Here is a 12,477-nt window from a genome sequence, read left to right as displayed (position 1 = left end):
CGGACCTAGCCATGCTTGCCGCGAACCAGGTCGGCGATCAGCCGCCGCCCCGGGTGCAGGTGGTCGATCAGTTCGCGCTCCAGCGGTAGCGGCTCATTGCAGAGGCGCGAAGCGATCAGTTCGGCGCATAGCGGCGCACTGGCCAGCCCCCGAGAGCCGTGACCGGCACTGATCCACAGCCCCGGATGATGCCGACCCGGTGTGGCGGGGATGTGTCGGGCGTCCTTGGCAAGGTGGGCATAGTCGCACAGCCAGCGTTCGGCGTCGGGGGCCGGGCCGGCATAGGGCGTCTTGTCGGGCGTGGCAGCACGCAGGGCAGCGCGCCCGTTCATGCGGGACGGGTTCCAATCGACCCCAGCCGATGCCAGGGCGCTGACATGAGCCGGCAGGGTGCGTTCGAGTTCCGCCAGATTGGCGGTGTGATCCGCCTCGCGCAGCTCGGTGCCGGTCTCGTTGGGTGCAAAGGTCGCACCGAAGCACTGCACGCCATCGACGGCCGGCGGGGCATAGCCACCGGCACATACCACCCGGGACAGCGTCGGCGCCTCCGCCGGCACACGCACCTCACTGACCTGGCCACGAATCGGCTGCAGTGGCAGCCAGGCCAGCGGAGCCAGTTGCGGCGCCTGCCAGGCGGTGGCCACCACGACCTGATCGGCCATGAGCATGTCGCCGTCGGCCAACGTCAGTTGCCAGCCTGTCCCGCGTTTTGCCAGGGCCGTCACCTCGCCCTGGCGAAAGTGAACGCCCGCAGTCGCCGCCAGGCGCTGGCACAAGGCGGCCGGGCGCACCCAGCCGGCATGCGGATAGTCCAGCCCGCCACGCGAGAGCGGGGTACCGGCACGCGTGCCGGCCGTGTCTGCATCGATACCCTCGACCACGCCCGGCGGCAGGCGATGAGCGTCCGTGAACGCGGCCTGGCGGCGCGCCTCCTTGTCGGTCTGGGCCAGTTGCAGCACGCCGCAGTCCTGCCACAACTCACGGGCCGGATCGAGACGTGCCAGCCAGCGCCGGGTATGCAGCAGCCCGGCAAGATAGACGCGACTCTGTAGATTGGTCTCGGCGGCAAGCTTGACGTAGAGCGCGCCCTGGCGATTGCCCGAGGCGCCTGCTCCCGGTGCCTGTCGGTCAAGCAGGGTGACGCTCACGCCGCGCCGGGCGAGCGCCTCGGCCATGCTGGTCCCGGCCAGCCCGGCACCAATCACCGCGACATGACGCGCCGGGCAGGACGCAGGTGGTATGAACCATGGCGTGGTGTGTCGGGAAATATCGGCAGGCAGTGTCACGATGTGGCCGCGCAGCATCTCGCGCTTGCGCCCGAAGCCGGGCACCTTTTCCCAGGCGAAGCCGGCGGCCTTGAGCCCGCGCTTGACGAAACCGGCGCAGGTGAAGGTCGCGAAGGTGGCACCGGGGTGGCTGTGCGCAGCCATGGCCTCGAACAGCGCCGGTTGCCACATGTCGGGGTTCCTGGCCGGGGCAAAGCCGTCCAGAAACCAGGCATCGACCCGCCCCTCGAGGCGCGACAGGCGCTCGGTACTGTCGCCTAAGTGCAGATCCAGGGTGACCCGCTCGTCGAGGATGAGACGATGCACGCCGCTGACCGGCTCGGGCCACTGGGCCACGAGCACGGCGGCCTTGTGGCGGAAGTCCGGCCATGCCGCCAGGGCGCGCTCGAGATCGTCACGTGTCAGTGGATGCTTTTCGGTGGAGACCAGATGCAGGCGGGCCGAGGCTGGAGCATGACGCTCGAAACAGGACCAGGCGCAGAGCATGTTGAGTCCGGTGCCGAAGCCGGTCTCGCCGATCGTGAACGGGCGTGCTTCCTGCCAGGCGGCCAGGCGCTCGGGCAAATGGTTATGCTGGATGAAGACGTGTTCGGTCTCTGCGCGACCGTCGTGGCGCGAGAAATACACATCCTCGTAGCGAGTGGAGTGTGGCGCCTCGCCGGTGGCGTCCTCGCGCCAGTCCAGCGTCGCGCACTCCAGGGCGGTCAATGGCGGCAGGGGCAACTGACCGGGCGGGGGAAGCGGGCTCGACAAGGATGACTCCGAATGGTCACAGGTTGGTCATTTTTTGACCGATTCTGACGAGGCGGCTTGGTCTGGCGCTTTGGGCAGGCCATCCGCCGCCTCTTCACAGGGTTTTCCACAGGAGGTGTGAGCAACTGGGTTGTGCATAACTTCCTGTGGAAAAGGAACGAGCGTGGCGGCTCAGGGCAGGACCTTCTTGAAGGGCTTGACGGTGACCTTGGCATATACCCCGGCACTCATGTACGGGTCGGCGTCTGCCCAGGCGCGGGCGGCCTCGAGGTCGGCGAACTCGGCGACCACCAGGCTGCCGGTGAAGCCGGCATCGCCGGGGTTGTCGGCGTCGATCGCCGGGTGCGGGCCGGCCAGTACCAGGCGGCCCTCGTCACGCAGCGTCTCCAGGCGCGCCAGGTGGTCGGGACGGGCTGCCTTGCGCTTTTCCAGGCTGTCCTTCACGTCTTCACTGATGATGGCGTAGAGCATTGTCGTCTCCTTGGTCATGAATTCTTGTCCACCGTACCGGGTGCTGGCTGGGTATTCATATGTCGGCTCATGTAGACGCCCTGGGCCAGCACGAAGGCGAGGGTCAGCCCGAGCATGCCGAACAGCTTGAAGTTGACCCAGGTGGCCTCGTCGAACGTCTTGAACACATAGACATTGAGCGCCGCCATGGCCAGGAAGAACACCACCCAGGCACTGTTCAGACGGCGCCAGATCGCTCCCGGCAGTGTCACGGCACGCTCCATCATGCGCTGGACCAGGGTCTTGCCGCCGAACAATGGCGAGACCAGGAAGGCCACGGCGAACAGCGCGTTGACCACGGTGGGCTTCCACTGGATGAAGGTCGCATCATGGAAGAGCACCGTGGCGCCACCCATGACCACCAGCAGCGCCAGGGTAATCAAGTGCATCTTTTCCACACGCCGGTAGCGCCACCACAGGAAGCCGACCTGGGCCAGCGTGGCGGGAATCAGGACCAGCGTGGCGAGCACGATATCGCCACTCAGGTGGTAGACCGCGAAGAAAATCGCGATGGGCAGAAAATCGAGAAGAAGCTTCATGGGGCAGGGATCCTGTCGCAGCGGTGCATTGACCCGGTCGGGCGGGGCGCGCACCATGTTGCGCCTATTCTGACAAAGACGCCCGATGGCGTCATGCGATGATGCCACTTCCTGAAACGTTCGACGACACTGTCCGCTTAGACCTGCACATGCATTCCACCGCGTCGGACGGCGCCCTGTCGCCCACCGAGCTGATGCAGCTCTGCCATGCGCGTGGCCTGACCCATGTGGCCCTGACTGATCACGACACCATAGCCGGGGTTGCCGAGGCCGCGACCGAAGCCGAGCGCCTGGGGCTGAGACTGCTCTGCGCCAGCGAACTGTCGGCCCAATGGCGTGGCGTGACGATCCACGTGGTGGCATTGCTGCCCGACGGGGCGCAGGGCGCGCTGATCGAGGGCCTGGACGCCCAGGCCCGGGCGCGCGAGGCGCGCAGCGAGGAGATCGCCCGGCGTCTCGAGGCGATCGGGCTCGACGAGGCGCTGGCCCGGGCCCGCGAGCAGGCAGGTAGCGACCGCCCGCTGGGGCGTCCCGACTTCGCTCGGGCACTGGTCGCCGCCGGCGTGGTGCCGGACATGGCCAGCGCGTTCAAGAAGCATTTGGGCGCCGGCAAGCGCGGCGACGTCAAGGCGCACTGGCCGTGGCTGAGCGAAATCGTCGGCTGGATTCGCGATGCCGGTGGGGTGGCCGTGCTGGCGCATCCGTTGCGCTACGGCATGACTCGCCGCAAGCGCGGCCTGCTGCTCGACGATTTCGTCGAGGCAGGGGGCGAGGCCGCCGAGCTGGTCAGTGGTTTCCAGAACCCCGACACCACCCGCGACCTGTCGCGCCAGTTGCAGGAGCGCGGCATGTTCGGCTCGTTGGGCAGCGACTTCCACGCGCCCGGCGGGGCGCTGGCCCCGGGGAGCATGAGCGACATCCCACGCACTGCGCTGTTGCCGGTATGGCGTCATCCGCGCCTGGCCCGCTTCGCGCAGTAAGGCCTCGGTCGTCTAGGCTATAGCGTAGCCATCAGGCCCGGTACCGTTCGGCGATCCCGGGCCTGGCGATGTGACATCGATCAACACCCGTGCCTCAGGAGCAGCGATGACCCAGTTCTTCCAGATTCATCCCGAGAATCCCCAGAAGCGTCTGATCGATCAGGCCGTCACCATCATTCGTAATGGCGGGGTTGTCGCCTATCCCACCGACTCGGGCTACGCCCTGGGCTGTCACCTCGGCGACAAGAAGGCCATCGAGAAGATCAAGTGGCTGCGTTCGCTGGACGACCGGCACAACTTCACCCTGGTGTGCTCCGACCTGTCGGAGATCAGCACGTATGCCAAGTTCGACAACGTCGTCTTTCGCATGCTCAAGAACCACACGCCAGGACCCTACACGTTCATCCTCAACGCTACCAGCGAGGTGCCACGCCTGCTGCTGCACCCCAAGCGGCGCTCCATCGGCGTGCGTGTGCCCGACCACCGCATTACCCACGCGCTACTCGAGGCGCTAGGCAGCCCGCTGATGAGCGTCACGCTGATTCCCGTCGAAGAAGAGTTGCCCCTCACCGATCCCGAGGATATCCGCGAGCGCTTCGGGGCGCATCTCGACCTGATCATCGATGGCGGTGCCTGCTCACTGGAGCCCACCACCGTGGTCGACCTGCGCGAACAGCCTCCGACCATCGTGCGCGAAGGCCGCGGTGACACGACGCCTTTCACCGGCTAGGTATCGGTATCGGACCTGTCTGACGGCGGCTTGCTGAGTGCCCTGCGGACCTTGCGTGGATCAGGTGTTTCTTCGTTGAGCCAGGTGCCGCAACGCAGGCAGTAACGGGCGTTGCGCTCGTGACGATCGTAGCCGCACCCGGGGCATGCCTCGTCGGAATAACGCTCGGCACGAATCGAGCGGATCACCTCGGCGGAAAACACGCCGGTGGGGATGGCAATGATCGAGTAGCCGGTAAGCATGACCATCACCGAAATGAATTGGCCCAGTGGCGTGACCGGCGAAATGTCGCCATAACCTACCGTGGTCAGGGTCACGATGCCCCAGTAGACGGCTTTGGGAATACTGGTGAAGCCGGCCTCGCGGGGCTCGATCAGGTAGACCACCGAGCTGAAGATGATCACGATCATCATTACGGTGCACAGGAACAGTAGGATCTGATGCCAGCTACGTTTCAGGGCATCCACCAGCAGGCGTCCCTCGCCGACGAACTGCATCAGGCGCAGGATGCGGAAGATCCTCAGTACCCTGAGCAGGCGCACGACCAGCAGCGACTGCGCCCCGGGAATAATCAAGGCCAGCCAGGTCGGCAGTATCGACAGCACATCGATAATGCCGAAGAACGTGGTCAGATAGCGCAGCGGACGCTCCAGGCAATACAGGCGCAGCCCCAGTTCCACGGTGAACAGCAACGTGAAACCCCACTCGGCGATGTAGAAGAAATCGCCGTAGTGCTTGAAGCGGTTGACGCTGTCCAGCATGACAATGGCCACGCTGGCCAGGATCGAGAGAATCAGCGCGATGTCGAATGCCTTGGCCAGGCGCGTGTCAGATTCGAAGATGATCTGGAACAGTCGGGTCCGCGGGCCAGCCTTGGCGGGGCGAATCTGGGACAAGAACGGGCTCCTTTGCCTACCGTCGATGTGTTGTTGGCGATTCAAGCGGGATGCAGCGCGGCCTGCAAGGCCAGGCTGTGTTGCCCGAAAGCCGGCGTCAGCCACTCCTCCCGGGTCAGGGCGTCTGCCAGAACACGCGCATGCTGGCTCACGTCGTCGGTCGGGGCATGTCGAGCCAACGCCTCCAGTGAGGTGCGGGCCTGGTCGAGAAACGCGGGCTGGCCGCTGTCGGTATAGGCATCCAGGCACAGGATGGCCCGGTCGAAACGAGCCGCTGCCGAGTCGTCACCCGCCGGAACGTGCCATCGGCCCTCACAAAGAGCGCCGCCACGTGCGGCCTTGCTGGCGTTGGCCGGGCGCAGAGCCACGGTCTCGGCCAAACGGCGGGCCAGATGCCACAACGCGTCAGGCTCGCCCACCTTGAGCTCGAGTTCCAGCTCGTCGATGGTGACGGAGCGCCCACCAGCACGGATCTCGCCTCTGTCGAGGGCCACTTCGATGCGTGCGCCTTCATGATCGATTAGCCAGGCCTGGCGCTCGAAATCGGTGGTGAATCGAGGCGCGAGGGCTCGAAGCACGTCGTGCCCCAATGCCTGCATGGGTGGCAGTGCCGTGAGGCCGTCGAGGTCCAGCGTATCGCCGTCGACTTCCCATTCCCATTCGCCCCGGGCGGACAGGCCGCCGCTACCGTGGCCGGCGGTCTTCAGCGTCTGCAGGGTGCGTCCGGGCGTGCGCCGCAGGCGCAGCGCGACCTTGGCGGCTTCCAGATCGCCGGCCGGCGTATCGTAATAGGTATTGGCCAGGCGGGCAGGAGGTGCAGACATTGCGCCGAAGGCCGGGTGGCCGGGCAGCTTGTCGGCTTCGCCCGGCCCCAGGGCCAGCTTGATCTCGATTTCTTCAGCCATGGCGGTATGTGTCCGTTGGATGACGATAGGATGATTTTTTCATGACGGCAGTCAGGGCAATCACTATACTGACGCCGCCATTCCTAACATACGAATGACGCTATGGTGACTTCCAATCCGTTTTCCTCGCTGTTCGGCCGTTCGCCGTTTCAGCCGCTGCTGGCGCACATCGTCAAGACCAGCGAATGCGCCGATAAACTGCTTCCCTTTCTCGATGCCGCTCTGGCCGGGGACTGGGAGGAAGCCGCCAAGCATCGCGAGGCGGTAACCCACCTCGAGCACGAGGCCGATCAGTTGAAGACTCAACTGCGCCTCAACCTCCCCAACACCATGTTCCTGCCAGTGTCACGTTCCGACCTGCTGGAACTGATCAGCGTGCAGGACAAGATTGCCAACCGGGCGCGCGACATCACCGGCATCATGTTGGGCCGCTGCATGAAAGTGCCGCCGGCACTGGCACAGCCGATGCGCGACTACCTGGCGACTGCCGTGGCCGCCGTCGCCCAGGCCCGCAAGGCGCTGGAGGAAATGGACGACCTGCTCGAGTCCGGCTTCGGGCGCAACGTCTCGGACCTGATGCAGAACCTGATTCGTGAGCTTCACGACCTGGAGCACCAGGCCGACGAGCAGGAGATCGCCATTCGCCGCCAGCTCTTCGACCTCGAGTCGCAACTGCCGCCGGTCGACGTGATGTTCCTCTACAAGATCATCGATTGGATCGGTGACCTGGCGGATCGTGCCGAGCGTGTCGGCAGCCGCCTGCAGATCCTCACCGCTCGCTGAACCCGAAGGGCTGGTACGCACTTCGGGTTTTTTCACGCCACTCATAAAGAACCTTGCCTATGTCCATCATTGCGCAATACGGCGACGTATTCATCATTCTCGCCTGTGTCTTCGGTTTCTTCATGGCCTGGGGCGTCGGGGCCAACGACGTGGCCAATGCCATGGGTACCTCCGTCGGCTCCAAGGCGATCACCATCAAGCAGGCGATCCTGATCGCGGTAGTCTTCGAGTTTCTCGGTGCCTGGCTGGCCGGGGGGCAGGTCACCGAGACCATTCGCAAGGGGATCATCGATCCCGCCTTGCTGACCAATGATCCGCATCTGCTGGTCTATGGCATGCTGGCGTCATTGCTGGCGGCTGGCTTGTGGCTGCTGATTGCCTCGGCCAAGGGCTGGCCGGTATCGACCACGCATTCCATTGTCGGCGCGATTGTCGGTTTCGCCATCGCCGGGCTGGGTGTCGACTCGGTCGGCTGGACCAAGGTCTCCCAGATCGCTGCCAGTTGGATTGTCTCACCGCTGCTTGCGGGCACGATCGGTTTTGTGCTGTTTCGCTCGGTGCAGGTACTGATCTTCGAAAACAGCGATCCGTTCGCGGCCGCCAAGCGTTATGTGCCGGGGTACATCTTTCTGGTCGGCTTCATCATCGCCATGGTCACCATGGTCAAGGGGCTGAAGCATGTGGGGCTGGACCTGGGTTTCCTGCAAAGCTTGATGCTCTCGGCCGTGATCGGTGTGATCATCATGGTGTTGGGCATCCTGCTCGAGAATCGCATCGGCCGCGGCAAGAAAGAGACCGGTGACAGCTTCAACTTTTCCGGTGTCGAGCGCGTCTTCGGCGTGCTGATGATGTTCACCGCCTGTGCCATGGCCTTCGCTCATGGCTCCAACGACGTCGCCAACGCCGTCGGCCCGCTGGCGGCCGTGGTCAGCGTGGTTCAGACGCATGGCGAGATCGGCGGCTCGGCGGCCCTGCCCTGGTGGATCCTGGTGCTCGGCGGCGGCGGTATCGTGGTCGGCCTGGTCACCTATGGCCATCGCGTCATTGCCACCGTCGGCACCGGCATCACCGAGCTCACGCCCAGCCGCGGCTTTGCCGCCACGCTGGCTGCAGCGACGACTGTGGTGCTGGCCTCGGGTACCGGCCTGCCGATCTCGACCACGCATACCTTGGTCGGGGCGGTACTTGGCGTGGGGCTGGCGCGCGGCATGGCGGCGCTCAACCTGCGCGTGCTGGGTACCATCGTCATGTCCTGGCTGATCACCCTGCCGGCGGGGGCCGGCCTGTCCATCCTGTTCTTCTTCACGTTCAAGGGCATGTTCGGCAGCTAAGCGCGCCATGCGCACGGGCCAGGGGCGGGGCACCTTCGGGTGTCCCGCCTTTTTGCTGGCTCTGCTATAGTCGCCGTTTCACCCGTTCGTTCACCGTACTGCCGGAGTGCAGGCCTTGGATACGCGCTTCCCCTTCGTCGACTGGTTTCGCAACTCATCGCCCTATATCAATGCCCATCGTGGCCGAACCTTCGTCGTGCTGATCGAAGGCGAAGCCATGGCCAACGGGCGCGGCGATCAGTTGACCCAGGACCTGGCGCTGCTGCAGACACTGGGCGTGCGCGTCGTGGTGGTCTACGGTATCCGCCCGCAGGTGAACCAGGCGCTGGAAGAGGCGGGTATCGTGCCGCAGCGCCACGCTGGCCGCTGGGTCGCCGACGCCGACATCATGCGTTGTGTCGAACGGGTCGCCGCCGAGCAGCGCCTGTGGCTTGAGGCACGCCTGTCGCTGGGGCTGCCCAACACGCCGATGCACGGCGTCGAGGTCACGGTGGTGTCGGGCAACCTGGTCATGGCCAAGCCGCTGGGGGTGCGCAACGGCATCGACTACGACCGCAGCGGCGAGGTGCGTCGGGTTCGCTCCCAAGCCATCGAGTCGCTGCTCGACCGGGGCGCCCTGGTAGCCCTGCCGCCGCTGGGCTTTTCCAGCACCGGTGAAGTCTTCGACCTGAATGCCTCGGACGTGGCCCAGCACGCGGCAATTGCCTTGAAGGCCGACAAGCTGATCCTGCTCGGCGAAGCTGACGGACTGCATGACGTGAGCGGCCAGCTTCAGCGTCAGTTGACCCCGGCCGAGGCCGAGCCACTATTGCGCGACGCCGAACCGGGCAGTGAGCTGGCCCGTCACCTCAGTGCGGCCTGCGAGGCGGCACGCCATGGTGTGGGGCGTACCCATCTGTTGAGCTGGCACGATCACGATGCCCTGCTCGGTGAGCTGTTCACCCGCGACGGGGTGGGCACGATGATTACCCAGCATCGCTACGAACAGTTGCGACCCGCCGAGCTCAGCGATGTCGCCGGCCTGCTCGAGCTGCTGCGCCCGCTGGAGGAGCGCGGCATGCTGATCGAGCGCTCGCGGGAGCGCCTGGAACACCAGATCGATGACTACATCGTCATCGACCGCGATGGCATGATCGTTGGCTGCGCGGCGTTGCATCCTTTCCCCGAGGCGCAGATGGGCGAGCTGGCCTGCGTGGCGGTGCATGTCGACTATCGTGGAGGCTCGCGCGGTGCATTGCTGCTTGCGGAAGTCGAGCGCCGGGCTCGCCGGCAGGGCCTGAATGCATTGTTCGCACTGACCACGCACACGGCTCACTGGTTCTTCGAACACGGCTTCGGCCTGGCCGCTATCGATGCGCTGCCTCCCTTGAAGCGCGACGCCTACAATCATGCCCGCAAATCCAAGATCCTGCGCAAGCCCCTCGCTTGAGGGGCTGACTCGCCATCGTGGCCGAGTGTCGCCGACAAATAACCCTGTTGCCACGATTGTCGCCAATCTGTCACACGGTAACTTACTGATTTATCGCGGATTGACTTAACCAGGCATATTGGCGTCGGCAATCGGCGACGAAACAAGTGCTCTGGGCGACCATTTTTTCGTCTCATCTCAACATACTGCCAACTTGGCATGCATGTCTTGTAAATAAGTTGTTGTTTTTAAAGGTGAATAACAAAAGCTGGCACGCCTCTCGCTACATGTAGGGCGTGAGCAAGCGGGAAGCGGTCAAACGGCTCGATTCACTTCCCGACTGTGCAGCGCAGAAGACCCACACGTTCCGTGTGCCGACTTCGATACTGCCAGTAGCGTCTGCTCCACGCGATGTGTGACTTAGGTTGCGATGAGACGGGTACGGCCTAGCGGCATGGAGAGTACCCATAGGGCAAGGATGCCCCGGCAAGGATGCCACCACCCCCTTCGGGGGGACTTGTTCCGATGCGACGCGTTAGCGGCGCATCCAACGAACGAAGCCGGCGGCGTGGTCGCCACAGGTGAAATCGCCAGTCCCTGGAAGATGTCGACGCGATTTCATGGCTTCGGGGCCTTCAGGGCCCGTTTCGAGCGCTCATGACCGTCTGTCCAGGCAGGCCCAGTGAGAGTTCACTTGACCCTTCAGTTCCCTGCGTACCTTGGGCCGGCTCTGCCGGCCCTCTTTTTGTCACGCAGGATGCCATTCATTCGGCTTGGGCCGGCGATAACTCTGTTATGCTGTGCGGATAGGACATGACGCTTACCCTCTTCCTGCATAGAACCGTTATCATGACCTCCCAGGTCTCACGCCGCTGGCGCCCAAGATCCTTGCTGCAGCTGGTGCTGCTGGCATTCCTCGTGGTGATGTTGCCCATCGCCGTGCTGATGTTCCAGGCAGGCCAGGCCCTGTCCGAGCTGTCGATGCTGGCCGATATCAGTGCCCGCCAGGCAGTGGAGCAGACCCGCCGCGCGCGGGAGCTTTCCAACCTGGCGCTGGAAATGGAACGTAGCGCACGGCAATATGCAGTGGTCGAGCAGCCGGGGCTGATGGATATCTACTCCGCCAAGCTGGACGAGTTCGCCACGCTGCTCGATGCCCAGCAGCGCCTGCTTCCCGACAACCGGGACATCCTGGCGCTACAGGCGCAACTGCAGTCGCTGTCCGACCTGCCGACCCTGTCGACCGAAGAGATCGCCCAGCGCCTCGGCGAGTTCGCCAGCTTTGCCGAGCGGACCAGTGCCGTGCGCGATGCCACCAACCTGTACATCGACAACCGCATCGAGGGCATCAGTGCCCAGGCCAGCGAGGTGCGGCAGCGGCTGTGGTTGCAGACCGCCGCACTGGTCTCCGCCAGCCTGGCGCTGATGTTGCTGTTCACCTGGCTGATCATCCGCCCGATCCGCCAGATCGAGCGGCGCATTCTCAATCTCGGCACGGGCGTGGAGCCGGCTTCCGCACAGCTCATCCAGGGCCCGGCGGAGCTGGTCAACCTGGGCGAGCGCATCGACTGGCTATCGGCCCGCCTGGCCGAACTCGAGGCCCAGAAGCAGCAGTTCCTGCGCCACATGTCGCACGAACTCAAGACGCCACTGGCCAGCGTGCGCGAAGGCACCTCGCTGCTTTCCGACGGCGTGGCTGGCGAACTGACATCGCGCCAGCTCGAGATCGTCGAGTTGATCGACACCAGTGGGCTGGAACTGCAGCGCCTGATCGAGCAACTGCTCGACTACAACCTGCTTCAGCACAATCAGGTGATCGGCAACGATATTTTTGACGTCTCGGTGCTGCTTCAGGATGTCATCAACAAGCACCGCCTGGCACTGGACAAGAAGGGCATGCGGGTCTCGGTTTCGGCGTTGCCCATCGACTGGAGTGCGGATCGCGATCGCACGGCGCGTATCATCGACAACCTGGTGTCCAACGCCATTGCCTACGGCGAGGATGGCGGCCAGCTCGAGGTTCGCGCCTATCATCGTGGCCCGACCCTGGCGATCGAGGTCGCCAACAGCGGCGAGCCGATCGATGCGGCCGATCGCGATCGCCTGTTCGAGGCCTTCTACCAGGGGCGCGCGCGCCGCAAGGGGGCAATCAAGGGCTCGGGAATCGGCTTGTCGGTCGCCGCCGATTGCGCGCGTGCCCAGCACGGCCAATTGATGCTGGTCGACGACGATGCAATGGCAGTGTGCTTCCGTCTGACACTGCCATGGAACGGAGAGGGTGGCAGCGATAACGAGAAACGGCTGGGATACGCCACGCCGACATTGAGTACGGATCGTACCTACGCAAGGAACTGAC

The 12,477-nt window shown here is 64.5% G+C and carries 11 protein-coding genes; 6 read left to right on the top strand and 5 right to left on the bottom strand.

Features of this window, described 5'->3' with window-relative positions:
* Window positions 1-5: 5 nt before the first annotated feature.
* The 3 genes from mnmC to BM194_RS07030 form a co-directional block, all read right to left on the bottom strand.
* Window positions 6-2,039: a bifunctional tRNA (5-methylaminomethyl-2-thiouridine)(34)-methyltransferase MnmC2/FAD-dependent 5-carboxymethylaminomethyl-2-thiouridine(34) oxidoreductase MnmC1 gene (mnmC, locus tag BM194_RS07040; protein WP_244890899.1), complete on the bottom strand. Its 2,034-nt coding sequence runs from the start codon at window positions 2,037-2,039 to the stop codon at window positions 6-8.
* A gap of 171 nt (window positions 2,040-2,210) precedes the next feature.
* Window positions 2,211-2,510, bottom strand: a complete 300-nt coding sequence (locus tag BM194_RS07035) for a YciI family protein (RefSeq protein ID WP_092845164.1) — start codon at window positions 2,508-2,510, stop codon at window positions 2,211-2,213.
* Between the two features lie 14 nt (window positions 2,511-2,524).
* A complete protein-coding gene (locus BM194_RS07030; protein WP_092845162.1) occupies window positions 2,525-3,088 on the bottom strand; it encodes a septation protein A in 564 nt (187 codons plus the stop codon).
* 98 nt (window positions 3,089-3,186) lie between these two features.
* On the opposite strand from BM194_RS07030, the gene BM194_RS07025 reads away from it, so the two are divergent.
* Together BM194_RS07025 and BM194_RS07020 are read left to right on the top strand one after the other, a co-directional pair.
* Entirely contained in the window at window positions 3,187-4,068 is an 882-nt protein-coding gene (locus tag BM194_RS07025; RefSeq protein ID WP_092845160.1) for a PHP domain-containing protein, read from the top strand.
* A 106-nt stretch (window positions 4,069-4,174) separates the two neighbouring features.
* Window positions 4,175-4,798: an L-threonylcarbamoyladenylate synthase gene (locus tag BM194_RS07020; RefSeq protein WP_092845158.1), complete on the top strand. Its 624-nt coding sequence runs from the start codon at window positions 4,175-4,177 to the stop codon at window positions 4,796-4,798.
* Here BM194_RS07020 and BM194_RS07015 read toward each other — a convergent pair.
* The gene (locus tag BM194_RS07015) at window positions 4,795-5,694 is read right to left on the bottom strand and encodes an ion transporter (RefSeq protein ID WP_092845156.1); all 900 of its coding nucleotides are present in this window, start codon (window positions 5,692-5,694) and stop codon (window positions 4,795-4,797) included. The genes BM194_RS07020 and BM194_RS07015 overlap by 4 nt on opposite strands.
* 41 nt (window positions 5,695-5,735) lie before the next feature.
* Entirely contained in the window at window positions 5,736-6,599 is an 864-nt protein-coding gene (locus BM194_RS07010) for a CYTH domain-containing protein (RefSeq protein ID WP_092845154.1), read from the bottom strand.
* Window positions 6,600-6,701: 102 nt separating this feature from the next.
* Between BM194_RS07010 and BM194_RS07005 the strand changes: the two genes are divergently transcribed.
* The 4 genes from BM194_RS07005 (at window position 6,702) to BM194_RS06990 (ending at window position 12,476) form a co-directional block, all read left to right on the top strand.
* The gene (locus BM194_RS07005; protein ID WP_092845152.1) at window positions 6,702-7,382 is read left to right on the top strand and encodes a TIGR00153 family protein; all 681 of its coding nucleotides are present in this window, start codon (window positions 6,702-6,704) and stop codon (window positions 7,380-7,382) included.
* A 59-nt stretch (window positions 7,383-7,441) separates the two neighbouring features.
* Window positions 7,442-8,713: an inorganic phosphate transporter gene (locus tag BM194_RS07000; RefSeq protein ID WP_092845150.1), complete on the top strand. Its 1,272-nt coding sequence runs from the start codon at window positions 7,442-7,444 to the stop codon at window positions 8,711-8,713.
* A gap of 115 nt (window positions 8,714-8,828) precedes the next feature.
* Window positions 8,829-10,142 carry an amino-acid N-acetyltransferase gene (gene argA, locus BM194_RS06995; RefSeq protein WP_092845148.1) on the top strand — a complete coding sequence of 438 codons (1,314 nt, stop codon included), beginning with the start codon at window positions 8,829-8,831 and terminating at the stop codon, window positions 10,140-10,142.
* 792 nt (window positions 10,143-10,934) lie between these two features.
* Window positions 10,935-12,476, top strand: a complete 1,542-nt coding sequence (locus BM194_RS06990; protein ID WP_244890898.1) for a sensor histidine kinase — start codon at window positions 10,935-10,937, stop codon at window positions 12,474-12,476.
* Window position 12,477 lies beyond the last annotated feature (1 nt).

It is taken from the genome of Modicisalibacter xianhensis, assembly GCF_900113605.1.
Classification (GTDB): domain Bacteria; phylum Pseudomonadota; class Gammaproteobacteria; order Pseudomonadales; family Halomonadaceae; genus Modicisalibacter; species Modicisalibacter xianhensis.
Note: the sequence above shows the minus strand (reverse complement) of the source record. Positions and strands in the feature narration are given on the sequence as shown.